Origin of the sequence: Paraburkholderia sp. BR14320, from assembly GCF_040948665.1 — a bacterium.
GTDB classification, from domain to species: Bacteria; Pseudomonadota; Gammaproteobacteria; order Burkholderiales; family Burkholderiaceae; genus Paraburkholderia; species Paraburkholderia youngii.
Genome location: NZ_JBFPKG010000040.1, coordinates 48,544 through 70,226 on the forward strand (window position 1 = coordinate 48,544; position 21,683 = coordinate 70,226).

Annotated in this window: 21 protein-coding genes and 4 pseudogenes; 8 read left to right on the forward strand and 17 right to left on the reverse strand. The window is 62.2% G+C overall.

The genetic code is table 11. From position 1 onward, the window contains the following. Positions 1 to 72: 72 nt before the first annotated feature. Positions 73 to 227: pseudogene (locus AB3X89_RS28840) on the forward strand (PDDEXK nuclease domain-containing protein); the annotation flags it as partial. 22 nt (positions 228 to 249) lie between these two features. Here the strand turns inward: AB3X89_RS28840 and AB3X89_RS28845 are convergent. From AB3X89_RS28845 to AB3X89_RS28925, 17 genes and pseudogenes are all read right to left on the reverse strand, one after another. After that, positions 250 to 1,043 (reverse strand): annotated as a pseudogene (locus tag AB3X89_RS28845) (IS5 family transposase). Between the two features lie 330 nt (positions 1,044 to 1,373). Continuing rightward, on the reverse strand, positions 1,374 to 2,375 hold the full coding sequence (hypE, locus tag AB3X89_RS28850; RefSeq protein ID WP_368586324.1) for a hydrogenase expression/formation protein HypE: 1,002 nt from the start codon (positions 2,373 to 2,375) through the stop codon (positions 1,374 to 1,376). 71 nt (positions 2,376 to 2,446) lie between these two features. Next, positions 2,447 to 3,583 (reverse strand): hydrogenase formation protein HypD, encoded by a 1,137-nt coding sequence (gene hypD, locus AB3X89_RS28855; RefSeq protein ID WP_368586325.1) that lies wholly within the window; start codon positions 3,581 to 3,583, stop codon positions 2,447 to 2,449. Further along, positions 3,580 to 3,837 (reverse strand): HypC/HybG/HupF family hydrogenase formation chaperone, encoded by a 258-nt coding sequence (locus AB3X89_RS28860; RefSeq protein ID WP_368586326.1) that lies wholly within the window; start codon positions 3,835 to 3,837, stop codon positions 3,580 to 3,582. Before AB3X89_RS28860 ends, hypD begins: the two co-directional genes overlap by 4 nt. After that, on the reverse strand, positions 3,828 to 5,003 hold the full coding sequence (locus AB3X89_RS28865) for a carbamoyltransferase HypF (protein WP_368586327.1): 1,176 nt from the start codon (positions 5,001 to 5,003) through the stop codon (positions 3,828 to 3,830). Before AB3X89_RS28865 ends, AB3X89_RS28860 begins: the two co-directional genes overlap by 10 nt. Continuing rightward, on the reverse strand, positions 5,000 to 5,980 hold the full coding sequence (hypB, locus tag AB3X89_RS28870; RefSeq protein WP_368586328.1) for a hydrogenase nickel incorporation protein HypB: 981 nt from the start codon (positions 5,978 to 5,980) through the stop codon (positions 5,000 to 5,002). The genes AB3X89_RS28865 and hypB overlap by 4 nt, the downstream gene beginning before the upstream one ends. 31 nt (positions 5,981 to 6,011) lie before the next feature. Continuing rightward, on the reverse strand, positions 6,012 to 6,359 hold the full coding sequence (locus AB3X89_RS28875; RefSeq protein WP_368586329.1) for a hydrogenase maturation nickel metallochaperone HypA: 348 nt from the start codon (positions 6,357 to 6,359) through the stop codon (positions 6,012 to 6,014). Between the two features lie 52 nt (positions 6,360 to 6,411). Further along, positions 6,412 to 7,479 (reverse strand): nickel-dependent hydrogenase large subunit, encoded by a 1,068-nt coding sequence (locus AB3X89_RS28880; RefSeq protein ID WP_368586330.1) that lies wholly within the window; start codon positions 7,477 to 7,479, stop codon positions 6,412 to 6,414. Further along, entirely contained in the window at positions 7,476 to 8,183 is a 708-nt protein-coding gene (hybE, locus tag AB3X89_RS28885; RefSeq protein ID WP_368586331.1) for a [NiFe]-hydrogenase assembly chaperone HybE, read from the reverse strand. The genes AB3X89_RS28880 and hybE overlap by 4 nt, the downstream gene beginning before the upstream one ends. Positions 8,184 to 8,185: 2 nt before the next feature. Further along, entirely contained in the window at positions 8,186 to 9,040 is an 855-nt protein-coding gene (locus AB3X89_RS28890) for a hydrogenase expression/formation protein (protein ID WP_368586332.1), read from the reverse strand. An 8-nt stretch (positions 9,041 to 9,048) separates the two neighbouring features. Then, positions 9,049 to 9,471 (reverse strand): hydrogenase, encoded by a 423-nt coding sequence (locus tag AB3X89_RS28895; protein ID WP_368586333.1) that lies wholly within the window; start codon positions 9,469 to 9,471, stop codon positions 9,049 to 9,051. Further along, positions 9,468 to 9,803, reverse strand: coding sequence for a HypC/HybG/HupF family hydrogenase formation chaperone (locus AB3X89_RS28900; protein ID WP_368586334.1), 336 nt, complete (start codon positions 9,801 to 9,803; stop codon positions 9,468 to 9,470). The genes AB3X89_RS28895 and AB3X89_RS28900 overlap by 4 nt, the downstream gene beginning before the upstream one ends. A gap of 8 nt (positions 9,804 to 9,811) precedes the next feature. Further along, positions 9,812 to 10,474, reverse strand: coding sequence for a HyaD/HybD family hydrogenase maturation endopeptidase (locus AB3X89_RS28905; protein ID WP_368586335.1), 663 nt, complete (start codon positions 10,472 to 10,474; stop codon positions 9,812 to 9,814). Positions 10,475 to 10,481: 7 nt separating this feature from the next. Beyond that, the gene (gene cybH / locus AB3X89_RS28910) at positions 10,482 to 11,186 is read right to left on the reverse strand and encodes a Ni/Fe-hydrogenase, b-type cytochrome subunit (RefSeq protein WP_368586336.1); all 705 of its coding nucleotides are present in this window, start codon (positions 11,184 to 11,186) and stop codon (positions 10,482 to 10,484) included. A 63-nt stretch (positions 11,187 to 11,249) separates the two neighbouring features. Beyond that, entirely contained in the window at positions 11,250 to 13,106 is a 1,857-nt protein-coding gene (locus tag AB3X89_RS28915; protein WP_368586337.1) for a nickel-dependent hydrogenase large subunit, read from the reverse strand. 59 nt (positions 13,107 to 13,165) lie between these two features. Further along, positions 13,166 to 14,251 carry a hydrogenase small subunit gene (locus AB3X89_RS28920; protein WP_368586345.1) on the reverse strand — a complete coding sequence of 362 codons (1,086 nt, stop codon included), beginning with the start codon at positions 14,249 to 14,251 and terminating at the stop codon, positions 13,166 to 13,168. 544 nt (positions 14,252 to 14,795) lie between these two features. After that, positions 14,796 to 15,461, reverse strand: a pseudogene (locus AB3X89_RS28925) (transposase). 648 nt (positions 15,462 to 16,109) lie between these two features. Between AB3X89_RS28925 and AB3X89_RS28930 the strand changes: the two are divergent. The 7 genes and pseudogenes from AB3X89_RS28930 to phaP all read left to right on the forward strand — a co-directional run bounded on the left by AB3X89_RS28930 (position 16,110) and on the right by phaP (position 21,154). After that, complete coding sequence (locus AB3X89_RS28930) at positions 16,110 to 17,615, forward strand: toluene monooxygenase (protein ID WP_368586338.1); 1,506 nt, start codon at positions 16,110 to 16,112, stop codon at positions 17,613 to 17,615. A 23-nt stretch (positions 17,616 to 17,638) separates the two neighbouring features. Then, complete coding sequence (locus AB3X89_RS28935) at positions 17,639 to 17,899, forward strand: toluene-4-monooxygenase system B family protein (RefSeq protein WP_013094441.1); 261 nt, start codon at positions 17,639 to 17,641, stop codon at positions 17,897 to 17,899. Between the two features lie 7 nt (positions 17,900 to 17,906). Further along, a complete protein-coding gene (locus AB3X89_RS28940) occupies positions 17,907 to 18,242 on the forward strand; it encodes a Rieske 2Fe-2S domain-containing protein (protein WP_368586339.1) in 336 nt (111 codons plus the stop codon). Between the two features lie 19 nt (positions 18,243 to 18,261). Beyond that, complete coding sequence (locus AB3X89_RS28945; protein WP_013094443.1) at positions 18,262 to 18,576, forward strand: MmoB/DmpM family protein; 315 nt, start codon at positions 18,262 to 18,264, stop codon at positions 18,574 to 18,576. A gap of 74 nt (positions 18,577 to 18,650) precedes the next feature. Beyond that, positions 18,651 to 19,181, forward strand: a pseudogene (locus AB3X89_RS28950) (hypothetical protein). Positions 19,182 to 19,293: 112 nt separating this feature from the next. Beyond that, positions 19,294 to 20,274, forward strand: a complete 981-nt coding sequence (locus AB3X89_RS28955) for an aromatic/alkene monooxygenase hydroxylase subunit beta (protein WP_368586340.1) — start codon at positions 19,294 to 19,296, stop codon at positions 20,272 to 20,274. A 346-nt stretch (positions 20,275 to 20,620) separates the two neighbouring features. Further along, the gene (gene phaP / locus AB3X89_RS28960) at positions 20,621 to 21,154 is read left to right on the forward strand and encodes a TIGR01841 family phasin (RefSeq protein ID WP_368586341.1); all 534 of its coding nucleotides are present in this window, start codon (positions 20,621 to 20,623) and stop codon (positions 21,152 to 21,154) included. The last annotated feature ends 529 nt before the right edge of the window (positions 21,155 to 21,683 follow it).

The following is a 21,683-nucleotide window of genomic DNA, read 5'->3' on the forward strand; positions in this document are numbered from 1 at the left end:
AAATTCGGCGGGTGCAGCTGCGGATGGGGCAGGGAAGATGACTTCTAAGTCGCCGTGCTTCGTCATGAATGAGATGCAGTCCTTCGGGAATGGAACAGTTACTCCTCGAACTAGGAGATGGCTTTACCTTCTTCGCCCGGCAGAAGCGACTCCAGATCGATAATGATGGCCTTTATCTCGACTTGCTGTTCTGTAACCGGACGCTTAAACGCTTCGTGGCGGTTGCTTAGAGGGTGTTAGGCACTTTTGCTAAGGGGGTGCAAAGTGCACAAGCATAAGCACGGAGAAGACGACGAAGTGCAAGCCAGCCAGAGTTTCTGGGCAATCGCTCGTAGTCTCTTGCGAGTCGGCGGAAGCGGTTGAGCCAGCCGAAGCTGCGCTCAATCACCCAGGCGCGGCAACAGCACGAAGCCCTTTTTCGCCTCGGGCAACTTGATGACCTGAAGTTCAATCCCTTCGTCAAGCGCCGCCTGCGCGGGCTCTTCGCCGGTATATCCCTGATCCGCGAACGCCACCTTGACCGTCTGGCCCGTGGCCTACTGAACCTGACGCGCCAGTTCTCCAACCTGCGCGCGCTCCTGCTCATTGGCCGGCGTCACATGCACCGCGAGCAGTTGTCCCAACGTGTCCACCGCCATATGTACCTTGCTGGCTTTCTTGCGTTTGTATCCGTCGTAGCCTGCGCGTGCGCCGCTTTCGCACGTCGACTGGAGGGTACGGCCATCGAGGATGACCGCGCTGGGTTGACCACGGCGGTCCTGGGCGACCCGGATGATCGAACGCAAATCGCTCACCATAGCCTCGAAGCAGCCCGCCTGAATCCAGCGTTGCGTCTGCTGGTAGACCAGTTCCCACGGCGGAAAGTCATTAGGCGACAAACGCCACGGGGCACCCGCACGTACGATCCAGCGCAGCGCGTTGAACATCTCGCGCAGTTCGTAGCGGCGCTGCGGTGCGTCCTTGTTCATCAAGGTCAGGTACGGAGCGGCGAAGTACCACTCTTCATCCGATACATCCGTTGGGTAGGGCCTGCGTTTTTTCATTCCGCCAGGATACCAGGTCCGACATAAAGTGCCTAACACCCTCTAGGCGAGATTGTCCGGCTAGGAGAGGCGGGTACAGTCCGCTGCAGATAAAGCGCTCAGGCAACAATGAATTGGAGAGCATTCCTCGTAATAGAGTCTGAATGTAGCGTAGGCTCGACCACGAGCGCGGTCGACGGCTGCTGCAGCGAGGGCGGGACTGGAGACCTCATTGCTTGATCGATGCCGTAAGGGGATGGATCATTCAAAGCTCCCGCGAAGGCAACGCGACTAGCGACCTGACGATCAAAAAGCACTCTCAGTCTCCCGATACCTATCGCCGCAAACGGATCAGCAGATCCGCGGCAGTTGCTCGCCCGAAAGCCAGTCGACGATGCGCCGTCCGCCGAATTTCGTTTCGATCTGCACGAAGCTGTGGGCGTCGTCGACCACCTCACCAATGCAAACCGCCGCCGCGCCCAACGGATGTGCGCGCATCGCGGCGAGCAGTTGCGGCGCGTCGGCGCTTGCGCAGATTGCAACTAGCTTGCCTTCGTTGGCGACATAAAGCGGATCGAGGCCGAGCAGCTCACACGCCGCATCGACTTGCGGCAGCACGGGAATTGCGCGCTCCTGAATGTGCATCCCGACACCCGACTGGCTGGCGATCTCGTTGAGGGTCGTGGCCAGTCCGCCGCGAGTCGGATCGCGCAGAACGCGCACACCGGGCGCGACGGCAACCATGTCCGCCACGAGCGTGTGTAGTGCGGCGCTGTCCGAGCGGATCTCCGTGTCGAAGCCCAGGCCCTCACGTTGCGACATGATGGCCACGCCGTGCTCGCCGATAGTGCCCGAGAGCAGCACAACGTCGCCGGGCCGCGCCTGCGCGCCATCAATGTGAATGCCCGAGGGCACGACGCCGATCCCGGTCGTGGTGATGAACACGGCATCGCCCTTACCGCGCTCGACGACCTTAGTGTCGCCCGTCACGATCGGAGCGCTGCAAGCGCGCGACGCAGCAGCCATTGACTCGACGATGCGGAGCAGATCCGCCATCGGGAGGCCCTCCTCCAGGATGAAGCTCGCGCTGAGATACGAAGGCCGTGCGCCCGCCATCGCGATGTCGTTGACGGTGCCGTGCACGGCGAGGCTGCCGATGTCGCCGCCGGGAAAGAAAAGCGGCGAGACGACGTGCGCGTCGGTGGTCATCACGATGCGCTCGCCGGGCCCGGGCGCGAGATGCGCGAAGGTGGCCTGGTCGTTGCCTTGGCGCAGCCATTCGTTATCGAAGCTCGCGACGAACAGCTCGCGGGTCAATTGCGCCGATGCGCGGCCACCCGCGCCGTGGCCCATGTCGATGCGGCCGTCGCGAAAGTCTAGGGGCCGCACGTAGGCGGGCTTCACCGGGGATGTGTGGACTGGGCTCATGCTTCGACGACTCGAATGTCCTTCGAGCGACCATAGGAATAGTGCGCGGCGCAAGAGCCTTCGCTGGACACCATGCACGAGCCCATGGGATTCTCGGGCGTGCAGACCGTGCCGAACATTGTGCAGTCGCGCGGGTGTTTTAGACCTCGCAGGATCGCCCCGCACTCGCATTTGAGGTGATCGGCGACCGGGCGGTAGACGAGTTCATAGCGGACCTCGGCGTCGTAGCGCGCGTACTTCGGGCGAATGCGCAGCCCGCTCAATGGGACCTCGCCCAGGCCGCGCCACTCGAACGACTCCCGCGTTTCGAACACCTCCTGTATGAGCGCCTGCGCGGCGGCGTTGCCCGCGCGTGTGACAGCGCGCGTGAACTCGTTCTCGACCTCCGCGCGACCATCGTTGACTTGACGCACCAGCATGAGGATCGCCTGCAGCACGTCGAGGGGCTCGAACCCGGCAATCACGACCGGCTTGCGATACCTCTGCGCGAACGCCTCGTAAGACGCCGAGCCGATCACAACACTCACGTGCGCGGGACCGACAAAGCCGTCGAGCAGCACCGCGTTCGCGTCGGCGGACGGCTCGGCGAGCAGATGTGTCATCGCCGCGGGCGTGAGTACATGGCAGCACAGCACGCTAAAGTTCTCCGCGCCGCAGTCTGCCGCTTCCCTCACGACGAGCGCGGTAGGCGGCGCAGTGGTCTCGAAGCCGATTGCAAAAAAGACGACCTCGCGTTCCGGATGCTCGCGCGCGATGCGCAGCGCGTCGTGCGGAGAATACACAAGGCGGATGTCCGCCCCGCGCGCCTTGGCGCGCTGGAGCGATAGACCGCACGAGGCAGGCACGCGTATCGTGTCGCCATACGTGCAGAGGATCACGTCGTGTTCGAGCGCGAGGCGAATCGCGAGATCGATGCGCCCGATCGGCAACACGCAAACTGGGCAGCCGGGACCGTGGATCATAAACACGTTACCGGGTAGAAGATCGGCCACGCCGAAGCGGGAAATGGCGTGCGTGTGACCGCCGCAGAACTCCATGAAGTGATAGCGGCGTTCGGTCAGCGTCTCCGCCTGAATGCGCCCAGCAATGCGCGCGGCGAGTTCGTCGTCGCGGAATTCGTCGACGTACTTCATTGCGCCGTTCCCGACTGGACGATGGGTGTGTCGCCGAGCGACCGAGCGACCTCGCTGAACAGCGCGAGCGTGCGCTCGGCCTCTTCGGGATCGATCATGCCAAGCGCGAAGCCGACATGCACGACCACGAAGTCCCCTAGGCGCACGTCGGGTACGAGCGCGAGTGAGACCGTCTTTCGAACGCCCCCGAGCTCGACGACGCCCGTTTCGGCGTCGGACCGGTCGATGAGCTGTGCCGGCATTGCTAGACACATGGACTGACTCCTCTTGCGGTCGTAGGCATCGACAACATCTGCGGACCATATGCGGCAACCCAAGCCTGGCCAAGCGCTAGCCCGGCGTCGCCGCAGGGCACCGTGTCGGGCATGAGGGTGCGCACGCCGTGCGCGGCGAGCGACTCCCGTATATGCGCAGTGAGCAGCCGGTTAGCAAAGCAGCCGCCGCCAAACAGAACGGCGCGCCCCTGCGCGGCAAGCGCGGCCCATTGGGCGAGCGCCTTGGCCAGCGCAACATGAAAGACGGCCGCGCCGCACGCGGCTTCGCCGGCGTCCGCGAGCATGAGCAACTTGACGAGGAGCGGACGAAGGTCGAGCTCGCCGTTGTCCGCGATGCGCCACAGGCCCGCCACATCGGGGGCCTCGTGCGCGACGAGGTAGCCGCTCGCGAGCCTTTCGAGCGCGATGGCCGCCTCGGATTCGGCGCGCTGGCGCAGGCACACGCCGAGCAGTCCCGCCGCCGCATCGAACCAGCGACCCGCACCGGTGCTAGGCGGGCAATTGAGGCCGCGCGCGAGCATGACGCCGACCGTGCGCGCCGCGGTCGCGCCCACGGCGGCCGAGAGTCGCGGCCCGATTTCGGCGCTGCGCCCGAGCGCGTGCAGGGCGGCGGCGGCCATTCGCCAAGGCTCGCGCGCCGCGACGTCGCCACCGGGTAGCGCGAGTGGCGTGAGACTGCCGAGGCGCCGCCAGCAGGCGGGCGCCACCTCCAGCAGCTCACCGCCCCATGCGGCGCCGTCCGTGCCGAAGCCCACGCCGTCGAGCGCGAGGCCGATCACGGGCTCGCGCAGCCCATGCTCGGCCGCAACCGCGCCAATATGCGCGTGATGATGCTGGACGCCGACGGTCGGCACGCCAAGCCGCTCACCCAATTCGAGCGCGACGCGCGTGCTGTAGAAGTCGGGATGCAGATCGTGCGCGATCATGCGCACGGGCTGCCCCGCGCGCTCGGCGCTCTCAACAAGCGCCGCCACCGATGTGTCGAGCGCCACACAGTGCTCCGGATCGTCGAGATCGCCGTGTAGCATCGACCAGTGAACGTCGCCGCCGATGCACAGGCACGCAGCGTTCTTCAGCCATGCGCCGGTGGCGAGCACCGTCCGTTCGCCGAGGGTATGGGGTAGGTTCTGCACACGCGCCGTCATGCCTCGCCTCCGGCGCGATGCTTTCGCGCACGCTGCGCCGCAAGGTTGCTCTCCAGCACGCCAATGCGCTCGGCAATCGAGTCGCGCGCACTCGTGATCCAGTCGAGCCACGCATCGAGGCCTTCGCCGGTCGTGGCCGAGAGCCAGATCACTTCGAGGAACGGATTCACGCGGCGCGCATACGCGATGCACTGCTCGACGTCGAAGTGTACATAAGGCAGCAAGTCGATCTTGTTGACGATCATGAGGCGCGCGGCGGCGAACATGTCGGGATACTTGAGCGGCTTATCTTCGCCCTCCGTTACCGAGACGATCACGACCTTCGCCTCCTCGCCGAGGTCCCAGAGCGCGGGGCAGACGAGATTGCCTACGTTCTCGATGAAGAGCACGCTGCACGGGGCGTCGTGCGTGAGCGGTACGTATTCACGCTCGTGCTTTTGGTCCTGGTAAAGGCGATGATCGTGCAACGGAAGCCGTCCGAAGGCCGCGGCGATCATCGCGGCGTCGAGATGGCAGCCCTTTCCCGTGTTCACCTGGATCGCTGGCGCACCGGCCGCGCGGATGCGCTCGGCGTCGTTTGCCGTCTGCTGGTCGCCCTCAATCACACCGATGGGCAAGCTGGGTATGCGCTCGCGCAGCACGGCGATCGACGCACACAGCAGGGTCGTTTTCCCCGAGCCCGGGCTCGACACTAGATTGAGCGCACGCACGCCATGCTGCGCGAAGTGCCGCCGGTTGACGGCGGCATGGCGATTGTTTTCGCCAAGCACGTCGTGCTCGAGCTTGATGGTGCGGCCCTGGTCTAGGCCGGGCACCGTGAGGCCCGCGGGCCCGAGGCCGTAGTGCAGGTCTTTGCCCGGTGGCGTCCGGTGGGAGTGGGAATGAGTGTCGGACTGGCCCTGCGCATACGCGCACTCGCGCCGCTGAGCGGTGTTTTGCCGATCGCCTGTGGTGGTGCACCCGCATCCTATGCACATGTTGCTTCTCCTTGCGCTAATCCGATGATTGTTAGGCATCGTCGACGATCAGATCGACGATGCACAACTCTGTGCCGCCGTTCGGCTGGAGCCAGTAGCCGCCGCAGTGCGCGCAGGGGGCGCCCCGCGTGGCCAGCGCCACGGTCGCGTTGCAGTTCATGCACCACGCGCTTCCCGAAGGTTCGTCGATCTCGACGCGTGCGCTGCAAAGGCAGGTGCCGGGCGCGATCGCTTCGAGGGCGAAGCGCAGCGTCTCGACATCGACGCCAGCGAGGCGTCCGACTTCAAGCCTCAGCACCTTCACGCGGACAAAGCTCTCACGCTCGGCTGCCGCTTCGACCAACGCAAGCACGCCGCCGGCCAGACTTACTTCATGCATACCTTGGCTTCCATTCAGCTCAGTATTCGGGGCCTTGTCTCGATCCTTGTGCTCACGCGCCGTCCGTGTCGACCACATAGGCGACACAGGGATCGAACGCGCCCATCCACGCGCCTACGCGCGCGGCGAACGTTCCATCGCCGCACGCCGGATCCAGTCGCGACAAGGCTTGCGCGAGCGTGCCTTGGCCGTGGAAGTTCCACTCAGTCGGCGCGACCACGCGATAGTCCTCGATGCGCGCCGCATCGCCTGGCGCGAGGCGCACCCAATGGAGCAGCACGCCGCGCGACATCTCGCACCAGCCGAGCGCCTCGCCGGGCGCGCACGTTCGCGCGCCAAAGCGAAGCGCACTTGGCCCGTCGTCGCCCGCTGCCAGCCGCGCCACCTCCGCGACGCGCGCGCCAATCCGCAGCCAAGGCGTGTCGTATTCCAGCGCGCGCGGATCGTCGCTACGTGTCCACACGCCGGTCTCCGCGGGCAGGCCGCGTTGTACGGGCGCGTGCGCGAACACCGGACTCTCGGCAATCGCCGCGGCCAGTTCGCTTAACCGCGTTTCGTCGATGATGAGCGGCCGCGGCGTAGCGCGCATCGTATCGGCGTGCGCGCGGCAGGCTGCCAGCAACCGGGCCGGGAACGTCGCGGCTCGTGCGCACCACGCCGCTAAGCAGCCACGCGGATCGTCCGTCCAGTGCGCGAGCCACTTTTGCGCAGGCATGCCCAGAACGTGCCGCTCCAGCCAGTCGGAAGAGTCAACCGACTCGACGTCGGGCAGCGTATGCGGCGCGGCGGCGGCCAGCCGCACCGGCCAGTCGGTCCACATGCAGCGAAGATGCACGGCGAGCGTCTCACGCATGAGCATTGCGGCATGAGCGGCGTTGGTCACATCGTCGCGTTTGTGCTCCACTGAAGCGCCCGCTGCGCCGACGGCAAATTCTGCGCAGAGCCTATGCGCGAGTCCGCACAACGAGAACAGCGCCGACAGCCGCGCCGCAGCAGTTGCTACCGGTTGCCCGCGCAGCAGCGCGGCGGCCAGTGGTGGGCGCCCGCCCGCAATGCTGTCGTGCCGGCCGGGGCGCACCCGGTACTGTGCGGCCAATGCTGCCAGCATCGGCGCGGTCATGGAGCGCTCCCGAACGCGGCCGGCCGCAGCAGGAGCGCATGACGCGACACGCATGGGACACCGCCCGATGTGGCGCTCTTCTGTCTGGGGAATTCGAGCATCGGCAAAAAGAGCGAGCAGCACGCATAGGCTCCGACGTCTTGCGCGTGCGCGCCGAGCCATTTGAAATCGACGTCGCCAACGCGCAAGTGCGCTTTGCCGGCCGGCCGCGGACATTCCACCGAGTCCCGCACCGCGCCGGGGAACGAGAGGGGCCTCATGGACCATGGCGTGATCGGCATCCCGAACCAACCGCATCGGGCCCCGGTCTCGCCGGGCACCGGCTCAAAGCCGGTCCCCTCGATACGCAAGGCGAGTTTCACGACCGGCATGTCAGGCATCGCACTGGTTGCGGCCGTTTCGAAGTGCGCTACAAGCCTAGCCACCCTTGGATCGCCGTGTATGACCTTTCGCTGGATTGCACGCACGGTCAATCCGCGTCCCACAAGAAAAATGACCTGATCCGGCGCGCGGCCATAAACGCGGCAGCGCCAGTGCGCCTGAAGCGCCGCGAACCTCGCGTGCGGAGGAATCTGCAAGACCGGATCGCCTTGTTCGGGATGGTGGATCCACCAGCAGAACTTGCATTCGAGGCACGTGTGCGTCGCGATTGGGCTGCTGGCGCCGAGATGGCAGCCCTCGAATTGCTTCGTTCGCTCGTCCATCGTCACACCTCACCCATCCAGTTGATCAACTGGGTCAAGCGCTCGCGCGAATCCGCGAGGTCTTCCGGCGCGGCGCGCACGACCTCTGGCAGATCGGTGATCTCGATCGTGTTCAGGATCATCATGTCCTGCGAGTTGAAATATGCAACACGCCAGCAGTTCGCGATCGCCGTGCTGCCCACCCGGCAATTTCCGTAGCCGCGCGACAAGATCTGCACCGCGCCTTCGCCCAGCACGGCGTCGATCAGTTGCTGATCCCCCGGCGACAATGGCAGGAGCGTAAGGTTGACGATGTGGGGCGCATGCCCGGCGCGCCAGCGCGCGGCGGAATCGCGTACTTCGCTCAGGATCGACGGCGCGTTCATCACGTCGAGCGGCAGCATGTCCGGCAACGGCATCATCGGCTGCGCCGGGTCTTTGGGCTGGGCAAGCATCGCGGGGGCCGCGCCGATCTCGAGCCGGTCGACCGGGCGCGCGCCATTCCGCTCGACTACGCGCCACAGGCCGGCAAACACAGTCTCCTGGATCAGCCCGCCGCTCCGCTGCGCGCCGTCGACGTGCGCGCTGACCTCGCCCTCGCCCAGCACGTCGTTGAGAACGCGCAGCGTTGCTCGATCGTACGGCGTCAGATCGATGGCTTCGGACGGCGTACCAGGTTCGTATGCCGCCAGTACGCCTAATACGTTGCGAAGCACGCCGCGCGCGCCGTCGAGTGCCCGCGCATTGCAGCGCTCAGGCAGCGTCGGCGCCACATAGATGCGCATGCCTTGCGGCATCGGCAGATAGTCGAGCACCGCATCGCTCTCGGCTTGGTTTCCCGGGCGGAAAGGCGCGACGGGAATGGGAAATGGACTCATGGACACGATCAACGACCCCAAAGATTGATCGACAATTCGTGACAGCCGGGCGAAGCGCCGACGGTGCGGCCGGGAATGCCGACCCATGGCGTCCGCGTAGTCGGCTGCCCGAGCGCACGTGCGACGTTTGCCACGTAGTCATTCCAGTCCGTCATACTGGAGAGCCTCGTGACATAAGCGCCGGCGTGCAGCCACAGCAACGTGGACCACGGCCACCGCCACACGCGGCGCGCGAGCTCGGGCAGCACCACGGCCACGTCGAGGAAGTCGGGAAAGCGCGTCCCGGCAGCCGTGAGCAGCGCTACACATTCGCCGGCGTCCGCAACCCAATCGCCTACCTTTCGTTCGTCCACGGACACGGCGTGTCTGCCATCAGTTAGCCGCTGCACCACGGACGTCGCGTCAAGCGCGGTACCGTTCGTATTTGTCATGGCGATTCCTCGGAGGACCCGTGACGGCCATGCGCCGGTTGCGCGTTGGAGGTCAACCGGGTCAAATCGTCCACGCCGAGCGCGGACGGCAATTCAAAATTCGGGCTCGCTCGGGCCATGGCGGCATCTCCCTCCAGCGCCAGTTCCACGAGCGAGAGCGTCGCGTCGATTTCTGCCGCGCGTGTCCCGTCGAGCTTCTCGCGCGCCGTGTCGAGAAAAACCAGCAGCCATTCACCGGCGCTGCATGGACCAACTAGCGAAGTGTCGATCCGGCGGTGGCCGCTGCGTCCGTGGCACAGCGCCCGCAAGCCCTGCACCTCGACCACCCGCATCGGCACGCCTATACACACGACGACGGCTCCTTGCGGCGCATGCGCAGCAGCACGCGCTCGTCGCCGGTGCGGCACGCATCGGCCTCGCTGGGCCGCTCGCCTTCGTAGCGCGAAAGCGCGAGATGCGGCAGCGTGACCGCATCGTCGGCATGTAACGGGGTGTGGCGCGGCGTGGGCTCTCCGCCCCATGCGGCAAGGCGCTCGAGGCCAAGTTCGAGCGCGCGCTCGAGCGATGCTTTAATGGTGGGTCGCAGGCTGCCACCGAAATCGGCCACTTCGTCCGGCTGGCAGCCGATCAGCAGCACGCGGCGTGGATACCGGCCTGTCAGGCGCGCGAGCATTAGTACCTCCTGGAAGCCGGTCTGGTGCAGGCTCATCTTGCGCACGCCGAGGAACGCCGGTACGTCGTCATCCTCAACGATCTTCAGCGTGCCCGGCGCGAGACCGTAATCGACCGCGTCGAAAATGAGCAGACTGTCGGCCGCCTGGACGTACTGGACCAGACACAGCCCTTGCGTGCCGCCGTCTATGAGGCTCACGTGCGGGGCAAACTCGAAGTGCTGCTCAAGCGCCTCGATACAGCGCACGCCAAAACCCTCGTCGGCCCACAGCAAGTTGCCGATGCCGAGTACGACGATGGCAGGCACGCCGGTTTTTGGGCAAGTCAGCATTGCAACCTCACTTCCTGAAGGTACGGTAGCCCGATATCATCGTGCCGACCATGTTCTGGCGGGCCATGATGTCTTCGCGGATCGCCATATAGACATGCACGATAACGAACATCATGATCGCCCACATGCCGAGGCGATGCCACGTGTGCACGGCCTGCGACTGGCCGATCAGCGTGGATACCTGGCCAAACGCAATCTGCTGCCAAGAGCCGGCCTGCGCGCCTTCGCCATACAGTGCGAAACCGGTCACGATCATGAAGAGTGAGATCAGCAAGAACACGAAAAACATCGCAAATCGCGATAACGGATTGTGCCCGCTGAACTGGCGCGGCGTGGGCCCGAGGAACGAGTAGTAACGCAGCATGGTGAGCATGTCCATCCAGTACTCGCGCGAGAATACCGGCACCCAGAACATTTCGCGCGCATGGCGATTGCCGACAATCGCCCAATACGCGCGGCCCGCAAGCCCGATTGCGAACAGGTAGGCCGCGGTGAAATGCACAAAGCGGATATAGCCCATCAGAAAATTCGCGCTCGCCTCGCCGGGCTGTGTGAGAAGCGGGGCGCCGATAAGATAGCCGGTCAACGCCAGCACGACGATCGACACTGCGTTGATCCAGTGCCAGACGCGTACCGGCGCTTCGTGCACGTAAATTGCCTCGGTGGACGAAACAAAGTCAGCCGCCTTTTCGCATCGAGAATACGATTGCATCGTCATCATCCTTTCCTGCCGCGCGGCGCCGGCGAGCGCAGGCGCTGTGGCGGTCTGGTGGGGTTATCGCACAGTCACGGCGGTCATTTCCGCACCGTCCGCGTTCATCACGTGCGTCGAGCAAGCCATGCAAGGGTCGAACGAGTGCAGCGAGCGCAGGATCTCGACGGGCTGCTCGACGTTCGCCACGGGCATGTCCATGAGGCTCGCTTCGAACGCGCCGATCTGCCCTTTCGCGTCGCGCGGGCTGCCGTTCCAAGTGCTCGGAACGACGCACTGGTAGTTCTCAATGCGACCGTCCCTGATCCTGATCCAGTGGCCGAGCGCGCCGCGCGGCGCGGCGACCGCGCCCACGCCCTTCGCCTCGGCTGGCCACGTCGAAGGGTCCCACTTGTCCAGGTTCACGGTCGAGGTATCGCCGTTGCGGATGTTTTGTAAGAGGCTTTGCCAGTCGTCCGCCATCATCTCGGAGCAATACTCCGCTTCGAGCGCGCGGGCGAGCGTGCGGCCGATGGTGGTCGGCAGCAGTTGCTTCACGCCAAGCGAGCTTTCCGGCAAGCCGAGCAGCTTTGGCATGCCCTGGTTCACGGCAAGGAGGGAGGCCTCAATCTGTTCCTTGATACGGCCGCAATGCGGATTGCTCTGCTCCGCGTGTGCGTAGCCGAGGATGTAGCGCGCGAGCGGTCCGACTTCCATCGCGTGCCCCTGCCAGCGCGGCGACTTGATCCACGAGTACTTTGCGCTCTCGTCGATCGACTCGATTGCGGTGCGCGTGCCCTTCGTGTTGGGTCCGAGCTCGTAGTGCGGTTCGGTAATGCCGTCCCAAGGATGCAGCCCGCGGTAGTTGTCAGGGTATTGATACCAGGAGTGGGCGACAAATTCCTGCACTTGCTCGGGGTCGCGCGGATCAACTGGCAGGAGCGTGTTCCAGTCGCCGTTGATGATGGCTCCGCCCGGCATCTGGTTGGTGGATGGGTTGTAGTTGACGAGCGGATACGCGCCGTAGTCCATCACGTTGGTCGCGGCCAGGCCGCCGCCATGCAACCAGCCGCGTGCTTTGTAGATCGTGCCGATTGCAAGCAGATCGGGTACATAGACGTTGCGGCAGAAGGTGATCGCATCGTCGATGAGCGACTTGACGAAGTTTAGGCGCTCGATGTTGATGGGTGCGCCGGCCGCTAGGTCGCTGCCGATATTGATCGCGCAAGGCACGCCCCCTACGAGGTAGTTCGGGTGCGGATTCTTGCCGCCGAAGATCGCGTGGATCTTGACCCACTCCTTTTGCATGTCGAGCGCTTCGAGGTAGTGCGTCACGGCCATCAGATTCGCTTCTGGCGGCAGCACGTACGCGGAGTTGCCCCAGTAGCCGTTCATGAACGGACCGAGCTGGCCGCTTTCGATGAACTTGCGTAGACGCGTCTGCACATTGCGGAAATAGCCCTGTGACGACATCGGATGCTTGGGCGAGATGCGCTGTTGCAACTCGGACGTTAACTTGGGGTCGGCCTTGAGCGCCGACAACACGTCGACCCAGTCGAGCGCGTGCAGGTGATAGAAGTGCACCACGTGGTCGTGCACTTGCAATGTCTTCGACATGATCTCGCGGATCAGGTGCGCGTTGGGCGGAATGCGGATGTCGAGCGCGTCCTCGACGGCGCGCACGGAGGCGAGCCCGTGACATCCCGTGCATACGCCGCAGATACGCTCGACGAACGCCCATGCGTCGCGCGGGTCGCGCCCCTTGAGAATGACTTCAAGGCCACGCCACATGGTGCCGCTGGAAACGGCGTTGCGGATCACGTTGTTCGAATCAACGTTGACCTCGACGCGCATATGGCCTTCGATGCGTGTGACTGGATCGACGACGATCCGGCGTCCGTTCCTACCGAGCTGAAATCCTGGGTTCGAAATGGCTGTCATGGTTGCTTTTCTTTTGCGGCTTCCTGTGCTTGTCGGCTGCACCCCGACGCGAGGTGTAGCTATTGGCCGTCGCGGTCGTCCATAGAGTCCTGCTTCGACCTGGCGTGCTGAATTGCCGAAGCGGCTGCATGCGCAGCAGTGGCGGCGCCCACCACGACGGCCGCGGTAGCGCCGATCTTGTCGGCGTTCGCTTCGACTCCGAACTGATCGATCCGGGTGAGCCGATCGTAGAGGAAGCCCTTGTCCCAGAATCCTTCCTCAGAGCAGCCGATGCAGCCGTGGCCCGCCTGAATGGGGAAGCTCGTGCCGCCGTTCCAACGCACGGTCGAGCAGGCGTTGTAGGTCGTCGGGCCCCTGCAGCCGACCTTGTAGAGGCAGTAGCCGCGCCGTGCCGCTTCGTCGTCCCACGACTCGACGAACTGGCCCGCGTCGAAATGCGGACGGCGGTAGCACTTGTCGTGAATGCGCTGGCTGTAAAACATTTTCGGACGGCCTTGGCGATCCAACTCCGGTATCCGGTCGAACGTCAGCATGTAGGTGACGACGCCCGTCATCACCTCGGCGATCGGGGGACAGCCGGGCACCTTGATGATCGCCTTGTCGGTGATCACCTTGTGGATTGGCACCGCCTGCGTCGGGTTCGGCGTGGCCGTCTGCACGCAGCCCCACGACGCGCACGACCCCCACGAGATCACAGCCTTCGCGTCCTTCGACACACGGCGCAACTGATCGACGAATGGCTTGCCGCCGATAATGCAGCTCATACCGTCTTGATTCAGCGGCGGATTGCCTTCGACGGCGAGGATGTAGTTGCCACGGTACTTCTCCATCACGTTTTCGAGGATCGCCTCGGCCTGGTGTCCCGCGGCAGCCATCAAGAGGTCGTCGTAGTCGAGCGAGATCATTGAAAGCACGACGTCCTTCGCCAGCGGGTGCGCCGAGCGGATGAACGACTCTGAGCAGCAGGTGCATTCGAGTCCATGTAGCCAGAGCACCGGCGTGCGCAGTTTGGTCTCCATTGCGTGGACAATCTTCGGCATGAACGCAGGCCCGAGGCCGAGCGACGTTGTCGTCAGCGAGCAGAATTTGAGGAAGCTACGGCGCGAGATCCCTTGGCGTCGCATGACTTCATAAAACGTTTCGATCACTATGTGGTCCCTTGATGGCGTTCGGCCCCGCGAAGCTGGCATACGAACGCGTCTTCGGCGTCTCGCTGTCGGTGAAGCGTTTTGAAAATAACAAGATTCGTGCCGACCTTGGCGTCGCGGCTCCCTAACGAAAAAAATGTTCCGCGGCGCTTCCCATAATTGAGGCGGAAGCGGGAAGGACCACGTGCTGCGCCGACAAAACCTTCTCATAGTGGCGACGGGCCGTTCGTCTGACAAAGGTCAGCCAGTACGGCATCTTCAGAGAACGAAGCAAAATATCTGGGAGGAGGTTCACGAATCAACCTATGCGCCACCTTTTCGCACGGCGTGAAACTGGAAAAATTGCCGAGAAAGCTCGATAAATTCTTCGAGTGCCCTGTCTTGTTTGTCCAATTCTCGACGACATATGTCGGCGTTGTCACGTTAAGGCTAGGCTGAAAAAGTCGCCGAATTTGCGACGTGTCGGCATTGTGGAGGTGTTCAGGTCGTGACGCCGACCATACTCCAGATACACCTCGGCTTTTGGGGCGCCTTTCGTCCATTACGGACGCACTTGTGCCATCAATCGCGTGCCCGACAGGTAGAGATTGGCGCGCGCCAAAGCTATGAAGCCAGGTTCGTACTCTGCGCTAACCGTGGTAGGCACCTTCGCGAAACCCCGCATCGATTGGCCACTGCGAAGACATGCTCCACGCGTGCGCGGATCCTCGACTTGTGGCAGTTCTCGCCGCGCTGCACCGTATTGACTTCACACGCGCGGTGGGTGTGCTGCTTTGCTGTGGATTAGCCTTCTGGCTGGCGTAAGCGCTGTTAGCGTAGACCTTCCGCTCATGGCCGTGTAGCAATTGCGGCAGTGGAAGCTTTTCATGCACGTTGGCCGGTACTACGCTGTGCACCGGGCCACTCTTGCTATCCTCGTCGATGTATAGCTTCGCGCCGAAGTACCATTGCTAGTCTTGCGCGTCTTCACAAGCGAAATCGGCCAGGTTGAAGCAGTGCCGGATAGAATGAAGGCGCAGCATGCGCTCCCGGTCAATCGGCGGGCGGCCATTGCCGCACCTCGGATAATACGGCTCGACCACCGCGCAAAGCTCAGCCCACACGACGAAACTGCATTCATCGCGAGAAACTTATCGCGTCGCGTCCGTTTGTGGTGTGTCTCGAAAGCAGCACCTTCAGCGGCCGTCGATAGCGTCGGCGGCTTCATCCTGTTCTGTCCTCCGGATCCACCCCGATCTATAACGCTCGCAGTACCTCTGCGGTCGACTTGATCAGCGTTGCGTGAAGTATCATTCTTGCGCTGGGAGATGTTGCATGTCCGACAACGTCGGAGATGCAACACTGAGGTTGCCCCGACAACGGAGAATTAAGGCGGCGGTTATCTCGCAACGACCGCTTAACTTCGCCCGACGCTTATCAACTCGATGCTCGTTGTGCGCTTGTGTGCAGAGTGGGGCCGTGCTGGACTAAACGATCAAAGGGCCTTTACGGCGGAAGTCACTCATCGTCCTGGACCTCGACAACTGCCGGCTTACCATCTCAATGCAGTGTCGCGGTAGGGCGCTGCGTTGCGGTAAGATTCACCCCCGCATCTTGATAGCGCCGCCACAGTGCCCAAACGCTGTCGTCACCCAGTGGATGCGGCCATGCTGTGCATGCGGTGGTACATGTCCTACTCGCTATACCTGCGCAATTTCGGTTCCCCTTTCGCTCCGCCGCGGCTCTCAGATTTGTCGCCTCGATCGCCAAGAAAGCAACGCCGCGGATTGGCATTGATCTTGCGTTCCCAAGGGGCCCGGTGGAGTGCGCATCGTGCCGGGAAGACGCATCGCCCATTCCAAAAGGAGGCATCACGATGGCGTTACTGGAACGAGCCGCATGGTATGACATTGCACGTGCCACCAACTGGACCCCAAGATATGTGACGGAGTCGGAGCTCTTTCCCGATCTCATGTCTGGGGCGCAAGGCATTCCCATGGCGAGTTGGGAAACCTACGACGAGCCCTACAAGACGTCGTATCCCGAGTATGTGCGCATCCAGCGTGAGAAGGATGCTGGCGCATATTCAGTCAAGGAGGCACTTGAGCGTAGCCGCATGTTCGAGGACGCCGATCCGGGGTGGCTCTCCATTCTGAAGGCGCACTACGGGGCAATTGCGCTCGGCGAATATGCGGCGATGAGCGCCGAGGCCCGAATGGTACGTTTCGGCCGTGCGCCCGGCATGCGCAATATGGCCACCTTCGGCATGCTCGACGAGAATCGTCATGGTCAGTTGCAGCTTTACTTCCCTCACGACTACTGTCCCAAGGATCGGCAGTTCGATTGGGCCCACAAGGCGTATCACACCAACGCGTGGGGTGCGATTGCCGCGCGCAGCGCGTTCGATGACCTGTTCATGTCGCGCAGTGCGATCGAAATCGCAGTCATGCTAACCTTCGCGTTCGAGACGGGTTTTACCAACATGCAGTTTCTCGGCCTCGCGGCCAATGCCGCCGAAGCGGGCGACTTCACTTTTGCAAGCCTGATTTCCAGCATTCAGACAGATGAGTCGCGCCATGCGCAAATCGGGGGTCCCGCGTTGCAGATCCTGATCGCCAACGGCCGTAAAGAGCATGCTCAAAAGCTCGTTGATGTCGCCATCGCGCGCGCGTGGCGTCTGTTCTGCCTGCTCACGGGCTCCTCGATGGATTACGCCACGCCACTCGTGCATCGCAAGCAGTCGTTCAAGGAATTCATGCGGGAATGGATCGTAGGTCAGTTCGAACGCACCCTGATCGACCTCGGACTCGACCTGCCATGGTACTGGGAACAGATCGTTAGCGAGTTCGACTACCAGCACCATGCGTACCAATTGGCTATCTGGTTCTGGCGGCCTACCGTGTGGTGGAATCCTGCTGCCGGCATTACACCTGAGTGCCGCGACTGGCTCGAAGATAAATATCCCGGCTGGAACGACACGTTCGGCAAAGTGTGGGATGTCATAATCGATAACCTGCTTGCCGGCAAGCCTGAGCTCACCGTTCCCGAGACGCTGCCGATCGTCTGCAACATGAGCCAGTTGCCCATCTGCGCGATCCCTGGCAATGGCTGGAATGTAAAGGACTATCCGCTCGACTACAACGGCCGCACGTATCACTTCAACTCGGAAATTGATCGCTGGGTGTTCCAGCAGGATCCCGTTCGCTACCGCAATCACCTCGCGCTCGTTGATCGCTTACTGGCTGGGCAGATCCAGCCACCCGACCTGAGGGGTGCGTTGAAGTACATGGAACTCGCACCGGGCGAAATTGGCGATGACGCGCACCATTACGCGTGGGTCAAGGCGTACTGCGACAAGCTTTACGAAGAAAAGGCTGCATGAGCGGCGATTCAATGGAGGGCGATATGGCTCTTGTCCCTGTGATTTCCAATTTTCAGTACGACTTTGTATTGCAACTCGTAACCGTGGATACCGACAATTCCATGGACGAGATCGCCGCCGCAGCATCTCATCATTCGGTGGGCCGGCGAGTAGCGCCTCAACCCGACAAGGTGATCCGCGTGCGCCGCCAAGGTAGCAAGCAGTTCTATCCGCGCAACGCGAAACTCGCCGAGACCGACATCAAGCCGATGGAAACGCTGGAATTCATCTTTTGCGATGATTGAGGGCGACATGAAATTTCGGAAAATTTGCACTCTCGATGACCTGTGGGAAGCGGAGATGACCGAGGTGGAAGTGGATGGCCACGTGATCGTGTTGGTACGTCCCGAAGGCGGCGAGCCGCGCGGCTTTCAGGGCATTTGTCCGCACCACGACATTCGGCTCGTTGAAGGAAAATTCGATGGCCGCGTGCTGACGTGCCGGGCTCATCAGTGGACCTTCGACGCAAATACGGGCAAAGGAATCAATCCGGGTGACTGTCGTCTCGCCGAATATGCCGTGAAGCTCCAAGGCGACGATCTTCTGATTGCCGTAGAAGGCGTTCATGCGCTCTTTGCCCATTCCTGAGTCCGCAGGGGAACACAGCATGATCGTTGACAAGACCGCCGAAGCTTACCGTAACAACCGCGTGGGTCCCGTGCTTCGCGCGAGCAGCATCACGGCCGGCGTCATCGAAGCCGCGCACGAGGACAACCCCGGCAAGGTGATCCGCGTGGACGACAAGCTCGCATATGTACGCATCGACGCGGACGGCGAACTGATCCTATGCCGCGCGACGTTGGAGGAAGCGCTGGGTCGGCCGTTCAGGATGTCCGAACTCGAAGTCAATCTCAGCTCGTTCGCGGGCCGCATCGAGACGACCGACGAGTATGTGCGTTTCTACTACGAAAAGACGCTTTAAGGAAGGTCTGTCGAAGTCCTGGCATTGACGCCCGTTCAGCTATCTTGGAAGCATCGCGAATTAATTGGGTAGAAGTGTATTGTCGCAGTTCCCTGGATCTTTCAACCACGTGGAAGTCCGAATCTTCTCGAGGCGATGCGGCGTGTTGTGCCTTGGTCGGAGCTGATTTGTGCTGATCGAGCCGCATTTATCCGCGAGGCAAAAACGGACGACCACTTTTCCCGGTCGCGACGATGCCGCAAATTCGGTTTATGCAGCACAGGTTCGCTCTGTCGGACCCTGCAATGGAAGAGGCGCTGTATCGCGAGTTCCGGGGTCTCGACGGCGGCATCGTGCACTGGACCAGAGCGATCATCTGGACGCTATACACGATCACATCGACCGGCTCAAGGCAGAGACCCGTGCCAAGGTTAAGCATCCCTTTCCCATCATCAAGCGACAGTTCGGCTATGCGAGGGCCCGATATATGGGTTTGGTGAAAAAATGCTGTCCAGACGACGCGGTCTGCTCTGAGCGATTTATGGATGTTGCGCAGAGCTTTGCGAAACGCTGAAGATCTGGCCGGTGCGGTCATGTGTTTCACCGGCACGGCACCTGATGGGTGACTCTGCTGGGAAATCTCAACACAAGAATGTCGTGGCCGTTCAGACTGCGATGAGTGTGGAGTCACCGCTGCGAAAACGACCTCTGCAGACCTTTTCTTAACTGGAGACAATCATGACAGAAGTCCTCAAGCCACTGAAAACATGGAGCCATCTGGCGGCCCGGCGGCGCAAGCCAAGCGAGTACGAGATCGTCACGACCAATCTGCACTACACGACCGACAATCCCGATGCGCCGTTCGAGCTCGATCCGAACTTCGAAATGGCGCAATGGTTCAAGCGAAACCGCAATGAATCCCCGCTGACTCGGCCCGACTGGAATGCGTTCCGCGATCCTGACGAGCTCGTCTACCGCACCTACAACATGCTCCAGGACGGGCAGGAAACGTATGTCTTCGGGCTGCTAGACCAGTTCTCCGCACGCGGTCACGACAGCATGCTCGCACACACTTGGGCGGGTACGCTCGCGCGCCACTACACGCCCGCCCGCTTCCTGTTCCATGCACTGCAAATGGGCTCGGCGTATCTGACCCAGATGGCGCCCGCTTCCACGATCTCAAACTGCGCCGCTTACCAGACAGCGGACACGCTGCGCTGGCTCACTCACACGGCGTATCGCACCAAAGAGCTGTCGCAGACGTTCGGCGACCTCGGCTTCGGCACTGACGAGCGGCACTACTGGGAGGACGATCCGGCATGGCAGGGCTGGCGCAATCTCGTCGAGCACGCACTCACAGCATGGGACTGGGCGGAGAGCTTCGCCGCGCTGAACCTCGTCGCGCGCCCGGCGGTGGAAGAAACCGTTTTGCGAAGCCTCGGAGTGGCTGCGCGGCACAACGGCGATACGCTGCTCGGCCTCATCACCGATGCGCAGTTGATCGACGCCCAGCGCCATCGGCGTTGGGCCGCCGAACTCGTTCGCATGGCGCTCGAGGAGCAAAAGAACCGCGCGGTGCTGACGGCTTGGGTGAGCAAGTGGGAGCCGCTCGCCGACAAAGCTATCGCGGCGTGGTGCATTGCTCTCCCCGACGCACCGGACGCCAGCGCGCGCGCGAAAAACGCCACGCGCGAGTTCAGGCGCGCCGTCGGTATATGAGTGTCGGCACGAGCCGGCGGAGCATCGAAAGCGACGTGCTTGAGTTGTCCCCATCGACGATTGCTTCGTCGTCTGTACCGACGAATGTGGGCGCCGAGAAGTCTCTACCGCAGATTCAGTCCTTGATGGTGGTCAAGACACATTCAAGCAGATGAAAATCAATCGAGAAGAGCCTGATATTCTGTAGGCAACTGAGCCGATCTCGCCGGAGCAACGGGTTGCCGGACCGGGAGCATTCTGACGCGCACCACATCCGGCGCGCGTTTTTGACCCACTATGCGATCTCTGTCGCAAGATCGTGAAGGCGCCGCCTTCGTGTCCGGATCGCGCACACTGGAGCTTCATCATGCTGAACCGGGAACAGATTGCCGCAATCCAAAACGTAACGGTAGGTTACCTCTTTGATCTCGGCGACAAGACAGTGGAGAGCGTCGGGAAACTGGCTGCATTGAACAATCAATGGACCTGCACGACGCTTGTCGATATGTTCGAACTGGTGCAAAAGTCGCTATCGTCGAAGGAGCACCGGGACTGGCTCGCGCTTCAAGACAACTTCGCTGAGCCGATGACCGAGAGGGTGCTGACGTATAGCCGTCAGGCGGTCGACATCGTGTTGGTAACACAGGCCGAGTTCGCACGAATTGTGCAGGTGCAAGGTAGCGCCTGCCGCCGTCAGGTGCAGACGATGGTGGAGGACGTCGCCAAGAATGTTCCAGTCACGAGCGCTTTGAATTCCGCGATTTCGGCTGCCGATTCTCTATGCGAAAGCCTACGGAGTGCTGGTCGGCAAGAAGTTGAAGTCGCAAAAAGTAACCTTGAGGTCGGCGCGGAGGCGTCGAAGAGCACCAAACCTATAGCTACAAATAAAACTAGCAATTAACGGGATTGCGTCCGCAAGAACGCTTGGTTATATTGACGAGGAGTCGAGATTCGTGCGCGTAGTACCTTGTCCTCCTTGTCCTAATTCTCGCGTGCCATCTTCGTGTGGATCCAGTGCGGAGTTATGTCGGCGCCATTTGCCAGAACATCTACTGCGTCAAGTTCGGCAAACGCTTATATGCACGGCCACTCGACAGAGCGCCCTGACGTGAATGGTCCGCGCCGACGAGTCAGGTCTTTTTGGTGTCGGGGGCCAGACTCCACAGCCCTTGCTGCCAAAGATCCCTGGTGGTTGCTACATAGTCGCGTGACATGATCAGATATGACGCTGCTAGTTCGGTGCAGTCACGCGCAGCCACAGCAACATCGCAAATGGCTTGCACTGCTGCAATGTCGCGCCTAACAGGCTGCTGAAGTACACCCGAGTTGAAGAGGCCCCGCTCCAATTACGCGACTCTCGTCGCAAGATTTTTCGCATTGTGCAGATTCAATGCGAATTCACCGTCCCTTTAAGCGTTTTGAGGCCAATT